The organism is Aeromonas sp. 25-AL00135 (genome assembly GCF_054052385.1).
The window spans coordinates 95,458-111,591 of record NZ_JBSTYQ010000001.1 but is presented as its reverse complement, the minus strand read 5'-3'; the positions used below and the strand labels follow the sequence as shown (position 1 = coordinate 111,591).

At 59.4% G+C, this 16,134-nt stretch carries 13 protein-coding genes; 10 read left to right on the top strand and 3 right to left on the bottom strand.

All coding sequences use genetic code 11. The features are described from left to right. Window positions 1-63 precede the first annotated feature (63 nt). Window positions 64-1,401: an MATE family efflux transporter gene (locus ACW5XC_RS00505; protein ID WP_042054610.1), complete on the bottom strand. Its 1,338-nt coding sequence runs from the start codon at window positions 1,399-1,401 to the stop codon at window positions 64-66. Between the two features lie 155 nt (window positions 1,402-1,556). Here ACW5XC_RS00505 and mscM point away from each other — a divergent pair, with 155 nt between their 5' ends. The 10 genes from mscM to ACW5XC_RS00455 all read left to right on the top strand — a co-directional run bounded on the left by mscM (window position 1,557) and on the right by ACW5XC_RS00455 (window position 13,978). Continuing rightward, window positions 1,557-4,838, top strand: a complete 3,282-nt coding sequence (gene mscM, locus ACW5XC_RS00500) for a miniconductance mechanosensitive channel MscM (protein WP_042054580.1) — start codon at window positions 1,557-1,559, stop codon at window positions 4,836-4,838. Between the two features lie 24 nt (window positions 4,839-4,862). Beyond that, on the top strand, window positions 4,863-5,546 hold the full coding sequence (locus ACW5XC_RS00495) for a glycerophosphodiester phosphodiesterase (protein ID WP_042054582.1): 684 nt from the start codon (window positions 4,863-4,865) through the stop codon (window positions 5,544-5,546). Between the two features lie 157 nt (window positions 5,547-5,703). Continuing rightward, the gene (locus ACW5XC_RS00490; RefSeq protein ID WP_021229777.1) at window positions 5,704-7,581 is read left to right on the top strand and encodes a methyl-accepting chemotaxis protein; all 1,878 of its coding nucleotides are present in this window, start codon (window positions 5,704-5,706) and stop codon (window positions 7,579-7,581) included. 509 nt (window positions 7,582-8,090) lie between these two features. Continuing rightward, complete coding sequence (gene frdA, locus ACW5XC_RS00485) at window positions 8,091-9,875, top strand: fumarate reductase (quinol) flavoprotein subunit (RefSeq protein WP_005362288.1); 1,785 nt, start codon at window positions 8,091-8,093, stop codon at window positions 9,873-9,875. Continuing rightward, window positions 9,868-10,602 carry a succinate dehydrogenase/fumarate reductase iron-sulfur subunit gene (locus ACW5XC_RS00480; protein ID WP_005335057.1) on the top strand — a complete coding sequence of 245 codons (735 nt, stop codon included), beginning with the start codon at window positions 9,868-9,870 and terminating at the stop codon, window positions 10,600-10,602. The genes frdA and ACW5XC_RS00480 overlap by 8 nt, the downstream gene beginning before the upstream one ends. A gap of 16 nt (window positions 10,603-10,618) precedes the next feature. Further along, window positions 10,619-11,017 carry a hypothetical protein gene (locus tag ACW5XC_RS00475; RefSeq protein ID WP_005335058.1) on the top strand — a complete coding sequence of 133 codons (399 nt, stop codon included), beginning with the start codon at window positions 10,619-10,621 and terminating at the stop codon, window positions 11,015-11,017. 10 nt (window positions 11,018-11,027) lie between these two features. Further along, window positions 11,028-11,384 carry a fumarate reductase subunit FrdD gene (frdD, locus tag ACW5XC_RS00470; protein ID WP_005335059.1) on the top strand — a complete coding sequence of 119 codons (357 nt, stop codon included), beginning with the start codon at window positions 11,028-11,030 and terminating at the stop codon, window positions 11,382-11,384. Window positions 11,385-11,635: 251 nt separating this feature from the next. After that, window positions 11,636-12,364 (top strand): nucleoside recognition domain-containing protein, encoded by a 729-nt coding sequence (locus tag ACW5XC_RS00465; RefSeq protein ID WP_042054583.1) that lies wholly within the window; start codon window positions 11,636-11,638, stop codon window positions 12,362-12,364. Then, a complete protein-coding gene (locus ACW5XC_RS00460; RefSeq protein WP_005335063.1) occupies window positions 12,361-12,828 on the top strand; it encodes a YjiG family protein in 468 nt (155 codons plus the stop codon). Before ACW5XC_RS00465 ends, ACW5XC_RS00460 begins: the two co-directional genes overlap by 4 nt. Before the next feature lie 25 nt (window positions 12,829-12,853). Continuing rightward, complete coding sequence (locus ACW5XC_RS00455) at window positions 12,854-13,978, top strand: M20 family metallopeptidase (protein ID WP_042054585.1); 1,125 nt, start codon at window positions 12,854-12,856, stop codon at window positions 13,976-13,978. Between the two features lie 87 nt (window positions 13,979-14,065). Here ACW5XC_RS00455 and ACW5XC_RS00450 read toward each other — a convergent pair whose 3' ends face one another. Continuing rightward, window positions 14,066-14,851, bottom strand: coding sequence for a substrate-binding periplasmic protein (locus ACW5XC_RS00450; RefSeq protein ID WP_042054586.1), 786 nt, complete (start codon window positions 14,849-14,851; stop codon window positions 14,066-14,068). Window positions 14,852-14,906: 55 nt separating this feature from the next. Continuing rightward, on the bottom strand, window positions 14,907-16,133 hold the full coding sequence (locus ACW5XC_RS00445; protein ID WP_042054588.1) for a winged helix-turn-helix domain-containing protein: 1,227 nt from the start codon (window positions 16,131-16,133) through the stop codon (window positions 14,907-14,909). Between the last annotated feature and the right edge of the window lies 1 nt (window position 16,134).

The following is a 16,134-nucleotide window of genomic DNA, read 5'->3' as shown; positions in this document are numbered from 1 at the left end:
TCCTCTAACAAAACAGGCAGCCCATGGCTGCCTGTCTGCTATCTGCACGTCGAACCTGATTACCTATCCGGCCAGCGCGTGGGCACCGGACTCCCGACGCATCGCCCGCCACATCACCAACACCAGCAATGAGCTGCACGTTGGCAATGCCAGCCAGACCCCGGGCACGCCCCACAGGGTCGAGAAGCCCCACAAGAAACCGCCGATCAGCACCAGCTTGCCACCGGTGAGCAGGGAGGCGATGCGGGCCCGGTTGATGGCCTGGAAGTAGGTAGCCCCCACCAGCAGCAAGCCCTCCATCGGCAACCCCCAGAAGTAGAGCCAGATCCCGAGGCTCGCCACCGGCAGTAAGGTGGCGTTGTCCCCTGCAAACAGATAGACCGCCGCCTCCGGCCACAGATAGAGCGGGAACATGGCGCACAGGGCGATCCCCAACGTCACTCCGAGTGCCAGATTGCGGATCCTCAGCACCCGCCGCCAATGACCGGCTCCCGCGTTGAAGCTGGCGATGGGCTGGATACCCATGGCGATCCCCTCGAACACCAGATAGAAGAAGGCCTCGGTGTAACTGATCACCCCGTAGGTCGCCACATGCAGCGAAGTGCCAACCGCCAGCAACGCCTTGTTGTGCAGCGCCAGCACTACCGAGAGATAGAGGTACATCAGAAAACTGGAGACCCCGAGGCGCACCGTCTCGCCCATCAGCCGTAGATCGGGGCGCAAGGTGTCCCAGCTTATCCGCAACTGGCTACGCGGTGTGAAGAATTGCCACAGGCAAGCGAGGCCCGTCACTGCCTGGGAGAGCATGGTGGCCGTCGCCACCCCGGCCAGTCCGAACGGAAACACTACCATCAGCAGATAGTCGAGCAGCACGTTGAGCAGGCCCCCGACTACCATGATGAGGGTGACAAAGCCGGGGCGGCCATCGTTGCGCAGCAGGGAGCTGAACGCCATCGACAGCACCGCAAAGACACCCAGCCAGGCGTAGGCCTGCAGGTAGGAGAGCCCGGCGGTGAAGATCTCCCCCTCCGCCCCCATCCAGGCCAGCATGGGCTCGCCATAACGGATCCCGATAAAACTGAGCAGTGCCGAGGCAAGCAACACCATCACCAGCGCATTGCCGACGATATGGCGGGCTTTGGCCGGATTGCCCTGCCCCAGATAGAAGGAGACCAGCGATGAGGCCCCCATGCCGATCAGCGCCCCCACCGCATAGAGCACGGCGCAGATGGGATAAGCCAGCATCAGACCGGCCATCCCATCTTGACCCAGCACATGGCCAACGAAGATGCCATCGATGGTGACATAGATGCCGGTGATCAGCATGGCCGCAACGGTCGGGGTTACGTAACGCCAGAAAAGGCGAGATAGCGGGGCTGTGCCCAGATCAACAGCTGACATATTCGACTCGGTGGAGAGAAAGCGGCCGGGATCATAGCGAAACGGCAGCACGACTTCCTGTTATTTGTGTTATGAATCATTAATATAGACTGCTTTACCCGCCTCCCTGCCCTGTTTTAGGCTAGGGCCACCTCTTCTGAACGGAAACGAGCCTCATGTTGCAACGCCTGCTCACCCTCTTGCTGCTCTCCCTTATCTTGTTGCCGCCAGCCGTGCGCGCCGACGATGCCATTGCCCAGGCCGAATCCCTGTTGCAGAGCGTGCCCAAGAGCGATACCCCGGAAAACCAGAAGCTGCGGGAGAGCTACCAGCAGGCGCTGCAATTTGCCAGAGAGGCCGAGCGCTACCGGGAGCAGAGTAAAGCCTATCAGCAGATCCTTATCGATTACCCCAAGGAGTCGGCGCGCCTCAAGGAGAGCCTGCACAACTATCAGCCCGCCGCTCGCCCGCCGCTGGCGAGCCTTAAGGAGGAGGCGCTGCGCCAGGCCATTGGCCTGAGCAGCAACCGCCAGCTCAACCTGCGCAAGGAGCGGCAGGGGGTGATGGACAGCCTCAACCAGCTGGAGAGCACCGGGCAGGAGTATCACCTGCGGGTGGACGATCTGCGCAAACAGCTGCAACTGACCCGCAGCCAGCTGGAGCGACTGAGCTTCAGCAGCGAATCGGATCGCCAGCAGGAGGCACAGCTGCTGCTGACCAGAATGAAGGAGCAGAGCCTCTCCGACCGGATCCAGATGCTGGAGCTGGAGCAGCTTTCGGCCCAGCAGCGCAACGATCTCGGCAAGCTGAAACTGCAGGAGCTCAATCTGGCCATCGCCGACGAGGATGAGTGGCAAGCCAGCCTGCTGACCCAGCAGAACCAGCTGCGGCGGGAGAAGACCGAGCAGGCGCTGGAGGAGAGCGAGCGGCTGCGCAAACAGCTCACCACCGACATGCCGCTGCTGCTGGAGCAGCAACAGCAGAATCAGGCGCTCTCCATCCAGCTCGGCACACTGGAAGATCAGATTGAGCGGGTGCAGGACGAGCAGCGCAGTGTCGACAAGAATCTGTTTGAACTGAATGAGCGGGTCAACTCGGTACGCGAACAGCTGGAGTGGCTGCAGATCAGTAATGCCTACGGCGAGAACCTGCGCAGCAAACTCTCCGATCTGCCCCCCCAGTTCCCCCTCGACAAGCTGGAGTCCGCCATCGTCAGCGCCCGCATGGCCAAGTACCAGTACGAGAGTGAGCAGGATGGGCTCAAGGATACCCGTCAGCTGCGCGACAAGCTGATGGCCGAAGAGGAGGTGACGCTGGATCGGCCGCAGCAAGCGGTGCTCGACAACCTGCTCAAGGCCCGGCGCCAACTGCTGACCCGGCTCAACGACGCCTCCGACACCCTCATTCAGGAGCAGACTCGTCTCAAGCTGCTCTACAGCCGCCAGAACAGCAAGATCGACGAGATCCGTGAGATCAGCGCAAGCCACCTGTTCTGGATGCCGGATGTGCGCCCCTTTACCCCACAAGTCATGCTCGGCATTCCTGCCGCGCTGACCCTGGCCTTCAACCCGGACAACTGGCTGCAACTGCCCTACGCCATCGCCGAGAACAGCCCGCTGAGCCTCACGCTGGCCGGTATTGGTCTGCTGGTGCTGGCCTGGAGCTGGTTCAAACTGGCCCGTCATCTGAGCCTCTATTGCGACCATATTGCGCCGCGGATCGGCAAGGTGACCCAGGACAAATTCAGCCTCACCAGCCGCTTGCTGCTGCGCTCCCTGCTTGCCGCCCTCCCCTTGCCCGCCATGGTGCTGATGGTGCGCGGCCTGCTCGAAGGGGCCTGGCAATACCCGTTTGCGGTGGCGGTAGCACGCGGCCTTGGCGAGATCTGGTTTCTGCTGCTGGCACTGGTGATGGCCCGCCACCTGACGCTGGAGCGGGGGATTTTGATCCACCACTTTCGCTGGCCCCGGGAACAGGTGCAAAAGGTATGGGGGCAGTTTCGCACCCTGCTGCTGGTGCTGATCCCGAGTTTCTTCGTGCAGGGGATGGCCAACAGCTATCAGGAACACGCCTTCTACGACTCCCTCGGCCGGATGGCCTTCATGATCGGTGCACTCTGGCTGCTGCTCTTCTTTGCCCGCCTCAACCGGGAGCGGCTGCCACTCACCTGGGGCCAGACCGACATGACCAAGCCCCATCTGCTGCACCACTTCATCTGGAACAGCCTGATGCTGGCGCCGCTGCTGGCGGTGATTGGCGCCCTGTTTGGCTACTTCTATACCTCGCGCACCCTGCTGCGCCAGCTGGAGCTTAGCCTGCTGATGGGGCTGGGTTGCCTGCTGGTCTACTATCTGGCCAGACGCTGGATGCTGATCCAGCGCCGCCGCCTCGCCTTCGAGCGCGCCAAGAGCAAGCGGGCCGAGATCCTGGCCCAGCGCGGCCGGGAAGAGGGGCATGACGAGCTCAGCTCCGAGACCCCGGACGTGGTGGAAGAGACTGAGCTGGATCTCGATACCATCAGCGCACAGTCGCTGGGGCTGGTGCGCACCCTGCTGATGCTGGGCTTCACCATGCTGGTGGTGGTGCAATGGTCGGATCTCAACTCCGCCTTCAGCTTCCTCAGCAATATCGAGGTGTGGCAGGTGAGCAGCAAGATTGGCGGCATCGAGCAGCTCTCGGCCATCACCTTGCAGGATCTGATGCTGACCGCCTTCGTCTTCATTCTGACCGTGGTGACAGCCCGCAACCTGCCGGGGCTGATGGAGCTGACCCTGTTGCAGCACCTCAGCCTCTCCCCGGGTACCGGCTTTGCCCTCACGACCACCAGCAAGTATCTGGTGATCCTGATCGGCGCCCTCACCGGCTTCTCCATGCTGGGCATCGACTGGTCGAAGACCCAGTGGCTGGTCGCCGCCCTCTCGGTGGGGCTGGGTTTCGGTCTGCAAGAGATCTTCGCCAACTTTGTCTCCGGCCTCATCATTCTGTTCGAGAAACCGATCCGGCTCGGTGACACCGTCACCATTCGCGATCTCACCGGCACCGTCACCAAGATCAAGACCCGGGCAACCACCATAGTGGATTGGGATCGCAAGGAGATCATCGTGCCCAACAAGGCCTTCATCACCGAGCAGTTCATCAACTGGTCGCTCTCAGATGCCATCACCCGGGTCAAACTGCGGATCCGGATCGGCCTGACCCGGGATCCGAAACTGGTGCAGCGCATTCTGGAAGAGTCCATCCAGGCATCGACCCTGGTATTGGAGACGCCGACGCCAGAGGTCTTCCTGATCGAATTCACCGACTCGGCACTGATCTACGAGATCCGCCTCTACGTCAACAACATGGATCACCGGATGCCCATCACCCACGAGGTTCACTCGCTGGTGCTGGAGAAGATGCAGCAGCAGGGACTTACCCTGCCCCATCAACAGATCGACATTCACCTGAGCCGCGGCTGATCCGCGAGGTAGAAGGAGCAGAACATGCAGATTATTGCCCATCGTGGCGCCAGCGGTCTGGCACCGGAAAACACCCTCAAGGCGATGGCCAAAGCGTTAGAATTGGGAGCGTCAGCCATCGAGATCGACGTGCAGGCGGCCGATGGCGAGTTGTGGGTCTTCCATGACAGGCGGCTGGAGCGCTGCACCAACGGCAAGGGGGTGTTGACCGAGCAATCGCGCTCCTATCTGGAGCAGCTCGATGCCGGTGAGGGAGAGGTGATCCCGACCCTGTGGCAGGTGATGGAGATCATCGCCGGACGCTGCGAGCTGCATATCGAGCTCAAGGGCGCCCATACCGCCGATGCGGTGGCAACTCTGACCCGACGGGCAGAGGCCGAGCTGGGCTTTACTCCCGGCCAGTGGGTGGTCTCCTCCTTCCATCACCCGGAGCTGGCCCGATTTGCCGCCTTGCGGCCCGATATCCGGCTCGGTGCCCTGACCGCCAACCTACCGCTCAACCTGGCGCAGTTTGCCGACGAGCTGGGGGCCTGGTCCATCAATTGCGATGTTGATTTCATCGACGCCGCGCTGGTCGATGATGCACATCGCCGGGGGCTCAAAGTTCTGGTTTATACCGTTGATTATCCAGAAGATTATGAAACGCTCTCTAGCATGGGGGTCGATGCAATCTTCACCAATCGACCAGATCGTTTTCTGGCGCAGTAAGGGGGGGGGATACGCGCATGGATAACCACTGATTTAGGCACTAACTTTAAATAGCTGACCGGGATACAAAGAGTTCAACTTCAGCCGATAAACAGAGGCTCATAACAATAACTAGATTCCACACACACTTCAGACTGACGCTCACAAGGATGTAACTATGAACTTATCCATTAAAAACAAGCTTGTCCTGGCTATCGGGGTCATCATTCTGGTGATCACCTGCCTGCAGGTCTGGTACAACACCTCGCAACTGCGCAGCGAGACCCAGCGACTGGTCTGGAACATCATCGACGAAAGCTCCATGGCCAACGTCAAGGGGATCTCCCGCTGGGTCGACTCCCGGATCAGCATGGTCAGCACCACCAAGGAAGCATTCGCCAAAGAAGATGAGCCCATCAGTCATCTGGCACAGTCCATGAATGCCGGTGGCTTCGACCTGGTCTATGCCGGTACCGCAGACGGCAAGATGATCCAGAGCAAACCAACCGACTTGCCCGCCGGTTATGACCCCCGTCAACGCCCCTGGTACAAGGACGCGGCCGCAGCAGGCAAGCTGGTCATCACAGCCCCCTATGCCGACATCTCCACCGGCCAGCTGATTGTTACCATTGCCGAACCGTTCCAGCGCGGTAATACCCAGGGGGTCATCGCCGGTGACGTCTCCATCAGCTCACTGATTTCGGACATTCTTGCGGTCACCACCGAGGGAACCTACGCCATGCTGGTGGACAGCAATGGCACCATCATCGCGCACCCCGATGCCTCCCTGAGCCTCAAATCCGCTACCGCTCTGGCACCGGAGCTGACTGCGGCCTACATCAATCAGGTCGCCCATGACGGCATGATCAACGAGCTGGTGATCAGCGGCAAGAAAGAGGTCTACGACTTTAATGCCATTCCCAATACCAACTGGTATTACGGCATGATGGTGGATGAAGAGATCGCCTACCAGTCGGTACGCCGCATGGTTACCTCCTCCCTCATTCAGGGGCTTATCACCATACTGATCGTGGCAGGCTTCTCCTATGTCGCCATCAACGGCTCGCTGGCCCCTCTGAAAACCTTGGGCGAAGCGATTGCAGATCTCTCCCGTGGCAATGGCGATCTGACCCGCCGGATCAAGATTGAACGTGAGGATGAAGTAGGCGCGGTTGCCAAACACGTCAACACCTTCATCGAGCGGATCCATGTGATGGTGCAGGATATCTCCAACTCCTCCGGCCAACTCAACCAGCAGGCCAAGTCCTCCCACAGCATGGCGGAGAAGGCCAATCAGGGGCTGGCACGCCAGCAAAACGAGATCTCCCAGATCGCCACTGCGGTACACGAGATGTCGGCCACCGCGGTCGAGGTCGCCAGCAACGCCGAGCAGACCGCCGAGGCGGCCCGCAGCTCCTCCAGCAGTTGCGAGCATGGCAAGCAGGTGATCGCCCGCAACCAGCGTTCCATCACTGATCTGGCCACCCAGGTGGAACAGGCCTCCAACATCATTCAGGAACTGGAGAAAAACGCTCAGGAGATCAACACCATCCTCTCCACCATTCAGGGCATCGCCGAGCAGACCAACCTGCTGGCACTGAACGCCGCCATCGAAGCGGCACGTGCCGGTGAGCAGGGTCGCGGCTTTGCGGTGGTAGCCGACGAGGTGCGCGTCCTGTCACAGCGTACCCACAGCTCCACCGTCGAGATCCGCAATATGATCGAAACCCTGCAACGCAATACCCAGGGAGCGGTCAGCACCATGCACGAAGGGCAGCTGCTGGCCCAGAACAGCGTGGATGACGCCAACAACGCCACCCATGCGCTGGAGCAGATCACCACCTCGATCAACCAGATCTCCGACATGGCGACCCAGATCTCCAGCGCGGCTGAAGAGCAGCGGGCCGTCACCGATGAGGTAAGTCGCAACATTCAGGCAGTGAAAGATGTCTCGGACGAACTGGCAGTGGATGCAGACAGCTCACGCCATCTCTCTGAACAACTTAAAAATATTTCGGGTGAACTGAGCAATCAGGTCGGCATGTTCCGCATTTAAGCATGAGCAAAAGGGGCCGTACAGGCCCCTTTTATTTTTCTAAATAGCGCTTAATTTTCAGTGAGTAATCTCACATTACCCGCCAAATCCCCCGCCTTGAAACCCTTGTAATTCGTCTGGAATTATCAGAACACCGCCGTGGTCACCGCCGCACTTCGGATTACCTATTTCTATCCGAATAGATGAATGCCAATAATTCTCATTAAAAAATTACAATAAAAAACTTAAAATTTTTTTCGCGAGTACCTAAAAAGAGAGGTGATTCGCATTTTATTGAAAGAAAACTACGTACAATCCAGAAGTTAAAGTGCTCGTAGCTAGGTGTTCAACTGCTCAGTAACACCAAAAAATGACGATAATAACGACATTTTCATCCAGGGATTTGGGTGTTTTATAGAAAAATAACCAATAAAAAGGGAATAAAACCTAGCAGTTTGACTTGCATCAAGCCTGAATTTTTTTCATAGAGCAAAATCGTGCCCAGCAAATCTATCCCTAAGGAGGCAGATGTGGATATTATCAAGACCGATGTGGCCATCATCGGTGCTGGCGGTACCGGCTTACGCGCCGCTATCGCTATAGCCGAATCACAGCCAGACCTGGACATCGCCCTGATTTCCAAGGTTTACCCGATGCGCAGCCACACGGTTGCTGCCGAAGGCGGCGCCGCCGGTGTCGTCCGTGATGACGACTCCCTCGAAAACCACTTCAACGACACCGTCTCCGGTGGTGACTGGCTGTGCGAGCAGGACGTAGTGGAATACTTCGTCAACAACGCGACCAAAGAGATGATCCAGCTGGAGCACTGGGGTTGCCCCTGGAGCCGCAAGCCGGATGGTAAAGCCAACGTGCGTCCGTTTGGTGGCATGAAGGTTCCGCGTACCTGGTTCGCCGCAGACAAGTCCGGTTTCCATATTCTGCACACCCTGTTCCAGACCTCCGTCAAATACCCGAGCATCAAGCGCTTCGACGAGCATTTCTGCCTTGATCTGATCGTGGACGACGGCCGTGTCCAGGGCGTACTGACCTTCGACATCCAGAACGGTATCACCCGCTTCATCCAGGCCAAATCCGTGATCGTGGCAACCGGCGGTGCTGGCCGTGTCTATCGCTACAACACCAACGGTGGCATCGTCACCGGCGACGGCATGGCACTCGCCTACCGTCACGGCGTACCGCTGCGTGATATGGAATTCGTCCAGTATCACCCGACCGGTCTGCCGGGCACCGGCATCCTGATGACCGAAGGTTGTCGTGGTGAGGGTGGCGTCCTGCTGAACAAGGATGGCTACCGCTACCTGCAAGACTACGGCTTGGGCCCGGAAACCCCGATCGGCCAGCCGAAGAGCAAATACATGGAGCTGGGTCCGCGCGACCGTGTTTCCCAGGCATTCTGGCAAGAGCAGCAGAAAGGTCGCGTCATTCAGGGCCCGATGGGCGATGTGGTTCACCTCGACCTGCGTCACCTTGGCGAGAAGTACCTGAAAGAGCGTCTGCCGTTCATCTGCGAACTGGCCAAAGCCTACGTCAACGTGGATCCGGCCAAAGAGCCTATCCCGGTACGTCCGACTGCCCACTACACCATGGGTGGTATCGAGACTGACAACAAGTGTGCCACCCGTCTGCCCGGCCTCTACGCCGCGGGCGAATGTGCCTCCGTCGGTCTGCACGGTGCCAACCGTCTGGGTTCCAACTCCCTGTCCGAGATCGTGGTATTCGGCAAGCTGGCCGGTGAGCAGGCAGGTGAATTTGCCAAGACTCAGAAGCATGGCAACACCGAAGCCCTGGCCGCCAAGGCCGAGGCGCTCATCAAGCAGCACCTCTCCCTGATGGACGTAGACGGTACCGAAAACCCGGCTGATATCCGCAACGAGCTGGGCATGTCCATGGAAGCCGGCGTCGGTATCTACCGTACCGAAGAGCTGATGCAGGGCACCATCGACAAGATCAACGAGCTGAAAGCCCGTTACAAGAAGGTCAAGATCAACGACAAGTCCTCTGTCTTCAACACCGATCTGCTGTACGCCATCGAACTGGGTTACATGCTGGACGTGGCTGAAGCCATGGCGCACTCCGCCATCAATCGTAAAGAGTCCCGCGGTTCCCACCAGCGTCTGGATGGTTACGAAGAGCGCGATGACGTGAACTTCCTCAAGCACACGCTCTCGTTCTACCAAAATGGCGAAACGCCCTCCATCGATTACTCCGATGTGAAGATCACTAAGTCCCAGCCGGCAAAACGCGTGTACGGCTCCGAGGGTGAGAAACAAGACGAGGCTAAGAAGAATGGCTGAGATGATTGAAATTGAGATCCTGCGCTACCGTCCGGAACAGGATAACGAGCCCTGGATGCAAACCTTCCAGGTGCCATACCAGAGAGAGATGTCTCTGCTGGACGCCCTGCAGTACATCAAGGATCACCTGGACTCTACCCTGAGCTTCCGCTGGTCCTGCCGAATGGCGATCTGCGGCTCTTGCGGCATGATGGTCAACGGTGTGCCCAAGCTGGGTTGCAAGGCGTTCCTGCGCGACTATCTGCCGGGCAAGATGACCGTCGAGCCGCTCAACAATTTCCCGATCGAGCGCGATCTGGTGGTCGACATGTCCGACTTCATCGAGAAGCTGGAGAGCATCAAGCCGTACATCATCCCGAGCGAGCCGCGCAGCCTGTGTGATGGCGAGTACATCCAGACTCCGGCCCAGATGGCGCAGTACAAGCAGTTCTCCCAGTGCATCAACTGTGGTCTCTGCTACGCGGCCTGCCCGCAGTACGGCATCAACAAGAAGTTCACCGGCCCGGCGGCACTGGCTCTGGCCTATCGTTACAACGTCGACAACCGTGATGCCGGCGCCAAAGAGCGTATGCGCATCATCAGCCAGGACGAAGGCGTCTGGGGCTGTACCTTCGTGGGCTACTGCTCCGAAGTGTGCCCGAAGGGCGTCGATCCGGCAGCGGCCATCCAGCTTGGCAAGGTCGAAAGCGCCAAGGACTACATGATCGCCATGTTCAAGCCAGATTGAGAGCAGGATTGAGACCATGAACAACACTGATAGCAAACGTAAACCTTACGTCCGCGAAATGAAGAAAGACTGGTGGCTGAAGAACGCCTTCTACACCGGTTACATGATCCGTGAAGGCACCAGTATCTTCGTCTCCATCTACGCCGTTGTGCTGATGTGGGGCCTGATGCGCCTGGTTCAGGGTCAGGAAGCGTTCAACGGCTGGCTGGAATCCCTGCAAAGCCCGATCGCTATCCTGTTCCATGTCGTCGCTCTGGCGGCGTGCCTGTTCCATGCCAAAACCTGGTTCGCCCTGGCGCCGAAAGCCATGCGTATCTTCCGTGGTGAAGACCTGGTACCGGAGAAACCGATCGTTCTCGCCCAGTATGTGGCGCTGGCGGTGGTGTCCCTGCTTGTCCTGATCATCGTGGCCTGAGGAGAAAACAATGAGACGTTCTGACGAACCAATTTACTGGGGTCTGTTTGGTGCGGGTGGCATGGTCGTTGCCATGCTGCTGCCGGTCATTGTCCTCATCACCGGTCTGCTGGTGCCCATGGGCATCATGGACGTGGAAACCATGAGCTATGACCGCGTGCACGCGTTCGCCAGCTCCTGGTGGGGTGCCTGCATCCTGCTGGTGATCATCGCCCTGCCAGTCTGGCACGGCATGCACCGTATCTACCACGGTCTGCACGATCTGGGGATCCACACCACCAAGCTGCACCACTATGTGTTCTATGGCTTTGCCTTCCTGGTATCTGCCATTAGTGTCGGCCTGCTGATGGTACTGGTACTCCAGTAATCACATCTGACTGATTGACCAAACCGGGCCTCGTGCCCGGTTTTTTTTGCCCCGCTATCCCACCCCTGCTTTTTATTCACTCAAACAATTCGATAAAAACCAGATTATCGTCCAAGTATATGGCGATCACAGTCACATAACCCCAATACATTCGTCATTTGCAGCAAACCATTTTGACCACCATCAATTTAGTGACATCCATATCAATTATAATTATTCAGATTAAATAATTATTCATATGGAGCTAGCTAATGACAGACAAAACACGCTCGGTGAGCATAGGCAGTTACCTGGCACTGGCCTTCGCCGTGGTCTTCTTCTCCGGACTGTTGCAATCCGGCGAGTGGTACGGGGTATTCGATTTCACCACGCTGAACGGTTCGTTCGGTACCATGGTCCAGAGCGTCAGCGAGAATGGTGGCGGCATCAAGACCGCTATGACCGACATGCGCGGCAAGGGGGGCAACGGTGCTCGCGATGGCTTCTTGTTTGCCCTGACCCTGATCCCCACCGTGATGTTTGCCCTTGGCATGATCAATGTGCTGGAACACTACGGCGCGCTGGAAGCGGCCCGCAAGTTGCTGACCCCGCTGCTGCGCCCGCTGATGGGGATCCCGGGCAACACCGGCCTCGCCCTTATTGCCTCCCTGCAGAGTACCGATGCCGGTGCCGCCATGACTCGTCAGCTCAAGGATGAAGGGCTCATCACCAAGCGTGAAACCGACGTATTCACCATGTTCCAGTTCTCCGCTGGTGCCACCATCGTCAACTTCTTCTCCTCCGGCGCCGTGCTGTTCACCCTGACGCTGGCGGATGGCAGCCCGGCGGTCAGCTCCTCCATCGGTCTGGCTGTCATCGTGATGTTCGCCTTCAAATTTGTCGGGGCCAACCTGTTCCGGGTCTACCTCAATATGAGCGAAGGCAAGCAGACCGATAACAACACTCAGCAGACCCTCAACACTCAGGAGCAAGCCAAATGAGCCAGGCCAACATCAAGAAACCCATCGTCACCGATATCTTCGTCGAAGGGGCCAAGAAGGGCTGGGTTATCGCGACCACCTCCACCGTGCCCAACGTACTGATGGCCTTCGTCATCATCAAGGCGCTGCAGATCACCGGCGCGCTGGATGCCATGGGCGCCATCTTCTCCCCTGTCATGGCCATCTTCGGGTTGCCCGGTGAGGCGGCAGCCGTGCTGATCGGCGCCTGGATGTCGATGGGCGGTGCGGTCGGTGTGGTCATCACCCTGTTCGATCAGGGGATCCTCAACGGCACCCACATCGCCATTCTGGCGCCAGCCATCTACCTGATGGGCTCCCAGGTGCAGTACATGGGCCGCATCCTCGGCTGTATCGGCACCGAAGGGCGTTATATCCCCATCATGGTCGCCATCTCGGTACTCAACGCCTTCGGCGCCATGCTGGTGATGAACATCCTTCTCTGACCCGAACCTGATAGTGGAGCAAGCAATGACTTTTTCTCTGGATCAATACCTGACCGAACTGGTCCCGCTGATCAATCTGGATTGCGGATCCCTGCACCAACCGGGCATTGCGGCAGTGGCCGACCTGATGGCGGCCAAATATGAGGCGATGGGCGGCTGGCAGATCAAGCGGGTCGACTGTGGCGCCGCCGGGGTGGGACTGGAGATCCGCAACCAGCCTGATGCGGCACAGATCGATGTAATGCTGATCGGCCATATGGATACCGTCTTCCCCCTCGGCACCGCCGCCGCCCGCCCGATGAGCATCGATGGTGAGCGCGCTTATGGCCCCGGTGTCTCCGACATGAAATCGGGGCTGCTCAACATCGTCTATGCCCTGCGTGAAGTGCCCCGCGAGGTGCGCGATCGCCTGAGCATCTGCGTCTGCATGAACCCGGATGAGGAGATTGGCTCCCTGCACTCCAGCGACTGGCTGGCAACGGTGGCCAAACAGGCGAAACAGGTGCTGGTGGCCGAAGCTGCCCGCGCCGATGGCTCGCTGGTCAAGGCGCGCAAGGGGATGGCCCGTTATCGCATCGACTTCACCGGCAAGGCAGCCCACGCGGGCAACGAACCGCAGAAGGGGCGCAGCGCCATCACCGAGCTGGGCCACTGGATCCTGGCCATCAACGCCCTGACCAACTTCGATAGCGGCACCACCCTCAACATCGGCATTGTCGAGGGGGGCAATGGCGCCAACATAGTGCCGGCCCATGCCAGCGCCGTGGTAGACGTCCGTTTCTGGGACAATCAGGAGTACCACCAGATCGACGATCATCTGCTGACCCTGGCCGAGCGGCCGCATCTGGACGGCGTCACCATCCAGCTGACCCGCGAGGCCCACAAACCGGCCATGGTGCCGTCAGAGGGCACCCAGGCACTGATGCAACTGGTGGAGGAGTGTGGCGCCGAACTGGGGCTGCCGATCAGCTGGCAAGAGGTGGGGGGCGGCTCCGATGCCAACCTGACCGCCGCCCTCGGTATCCCCACTCTGGATGGTCTGGGCCCCATCGGCGCCGGTTTCCACAGTGACGAGGAGTATCTGGATCTGGCCAGCATTGCCCCGCGCATCGAGCTGCTGGTGAAAGTACTGACCCGTCTGGCAGCCTGACAAGCTCTCACGTAAAAAGGGCCAGCCCGGTTGCCCCGGCGGGCCCGCTGTTTATCTGCTCCCCAGAATGACAGCAACCCTTCGCTATTACTCCATTGGCGGCAAGAAGCGGCGCATCACCTCATCCGTATGCCCCCCTTCCTGAAATGCCACCAGCGACTGATTGAGGATATTCACCAGCTCGTGGCCGCGGGGGGAGCCCTTGCTCACCAGCAGATAGAATCCCTTGCGGCTGGGCAGGGCGAGATTGAGCAACCCGCTCTCGCTGCGGTAGATGCCAAGGCTGATGCCAGCCACCAGAGGTTCGATTTCGCTCGGCAGAAAGTCGCAGCGATCCCGCTCCAGCATATCGAGCGCCTGCTGCAACTGCTTGACCCGGCGTGGCTCCTGCGCAAGCCCGTAGGGTGTGTAGTTGTAGCCAATCACCCCACACACCCGGGAGCGATTGACCGTCTGCAGATCCGGCGGTTCAGGGTAGCGGCGCTTGAGATAGAAGAAACCGAGGTGGGTGTAGTAGAGCGGCACGCTGTAGAAGGCAAACTCGGCACGCTCCGGCTTGTAGCTGGCATCCCAGGTCAGCTCGCACAGACCATTCTGGCGATAATCCGCCAGCTCCTGCTGCACCCGCGCCCAGGGCAGATAGCGGGTCTGGTGCGAGAGCCCGCTCTGTTGCAGGGCATCGAGCACCAGCGTTGTCGCCGAACCGGTCAGGCGGCTGGTATCGGGCACCCCGTCCTTGCGCTCCCAGTAGGTAAAGGGGGCCCACTCGTTGCCCTCCCCCAGACAGATCTTAACTGGTGGCTCTTGCCCCCATAGCGCGGTGGACAAGATGGCCATCGCCCATCCCGCCCACCATGTTGCCGCTCGTCTCATCTCCCGCTCCCGGACTGTTTATCCCTCTTGCAGCTTAGCCCAGAAGGGATAGTGCTCACTTTGCAGGGGCGCTTTCATGCCACAACGCCAGCAAATTGGCCGGAATGGCACCATAACGGAGCTGCGGCGTCTGGTGCCAGTCAGCCAGCTTTTGCAGGGCTTTCGCCAGATCCTGTGCAAGGGTGCGGGTCACTCTCACCCCGGCTTCCAGATAGAGACTCTTGATCTCGAAGATCCCCTGCTGGCGATGGGCCTTGGCATCCATCCTGCCCACCAGCTTGCCGCGATGGAGCAAGGGCAACACGAAGTAGCCATACTGGCGCTTGGGGGCCGGGGTATAGCATTCGATGCGATAGTCGAAGTTGAACAGCTCACTGGCACGTTTGCGATCCCACACCAGCGGGTCAAACGGCGACAAGGCTGTGGTATGGGTTGCCTTGAGGGTGCCCGCCTGCACCCTTGCCAGTTCATCGGCCAGCGAGGCGTGCACAAAAGCGCCGTGCTGCCACCCCTCCACTCGTACCGGCAACAGCTCCCCCTCGTCCGCTAGCTGATGGAGCAAGGCGTCATATTTGCCGCGCCGCAGCCGATAGTAGTCAGCGACCCAGCCAGTTTTGACCAGCCCCAATGCCCGGCAACTAGCGCGCACCATATCCCGCTGCGCCTGCTCGACGCTCGGCAGATCCCGCTGGTCGCTCCACTCGGGGATGACCCGATCGGCCAAGTCATAGACCCGTTGAAAGTTGCGTCGCTCCCGCACCATCAGCTGACCGCTGGTAAACAATACCTCGAGATGACGTTTCTCCGGTTTCCAGTCCCACCAGCCGTTCCCCTTGCCGGTTGTGCGTTCAAAGTCGGCCGCCCGCACCGGACCATGCTGGCGAATACGCTCGATCAGCTGGCCAATCTCCTGCTGATGGGTAGCGAGCCAGTTGGCCGAAAACTTCCACCCCATGGCGGCGGGGTCGAGCATCCGGTGGCGCAGCAACCGGTAATCCTCGCGGGGCACAAAGCAGGCCTCGTGGGCCCAATATTCGAAGATCTCGCCGTTGGCTAGCAGTTGCTCCAGCCAACGCGGTTCATACTGGCCAAGCCGGCTAAAGAGCACCAGATAGGGGCTGCGGGCCACCACCGAAATAGTATCGATCTGCAGCAGCGCCATGCGGCGAATGGTGGCCAACAGATCGGCCGGGGTCGCCTTGCAGCGACGGGGGGCAAGCAGCCCCTGCGCCGCCAGTTGCAGATGACGGGCATCTTGCAGTGACAAATGGGTAATCGACATC

Coding starts and splice junctions, on each gene's coding strand:
- ACW5XC_RS00505 (WP_042054610.1), bottom strand. CDS start 1,401: ATGTCAGCTGTTGATCTGGGCACAGCCCCGCTATCTCGCCTTTTCTGG.
- mscM (WP_042054580.1), top strand. CDS start 1,557: ATGTTGCAACGCCTGCTCACCCTCTTGCTGCTCTCCCTTATCTTGTTG.
- ACW5XC_RS00495 (WP_042054582.1), top strand. CDS start 4,863: ATGCAGATTATTGCCCATCGTGGCGCCAGCGGTCTGGCACCGGAAAAC.
- ACW5XC_RS00490 (WP_021229777.1), top strand. CDS start 5,704: ATGAACTTATCCATTAAAAACAAGCTTGTCCTGGCTATCGGGGTCATC.
- ACW5XC_RS00480 (WP_005335057.1), top strand. CDS start 9,868: ATGGCTGAGATGATTGAAATTGAGATCCTGCGCTACCGTCCGGAACAG.
- ACW5XC_RS00475 (WP_005335058.1), top strand. CDS start 10,619: ATGAACAACACTGATAGCAAACGTAAACCTTACGTCCGCGAAATGAAG.
- frdD (WP_005335059.1), top strand. CDS start 11,028: ATGAGACGTTCTGACGAACCAATTTACTGGGGTCTGTTTGGTGCGGGT.
- ACW5XC_RS00465 (WP_042054583.1), top strand. CDS start 11,636: ATGACAGACAAAACACGCTCGGTGAGCATAGGCAGTTACCTGGCACTG.
- ACW5XC_RS00460 (WP_005335063.1), top strand. CDS start 12,361: ATGAGCCAGGCCAACATCAAGAAACCCATCGTCACCGATATCTTCGTC.
- ACW5XC_RS00455 (WP_042054585.1), top strand. CDS start 12,854: ATGACTTTTTCTCTGGATCAATACCTGACCGAACTGGTCCCGCTGATC.
- ACW5XC_RS00450 (WP_042054586.1), bottom strand. CDS start 14,851: ATGAGACGAGCGGCAACATGGTGGGCGGGATGGGCGATGGCCATCTTG.
- ACW5XC_RS00445 (WP_042054588.1), bottom strand. CDS start 16,133: ATGTCGATTACCCATTTGTCACTGCAAGATGCCCGTCATCTGCAACTG.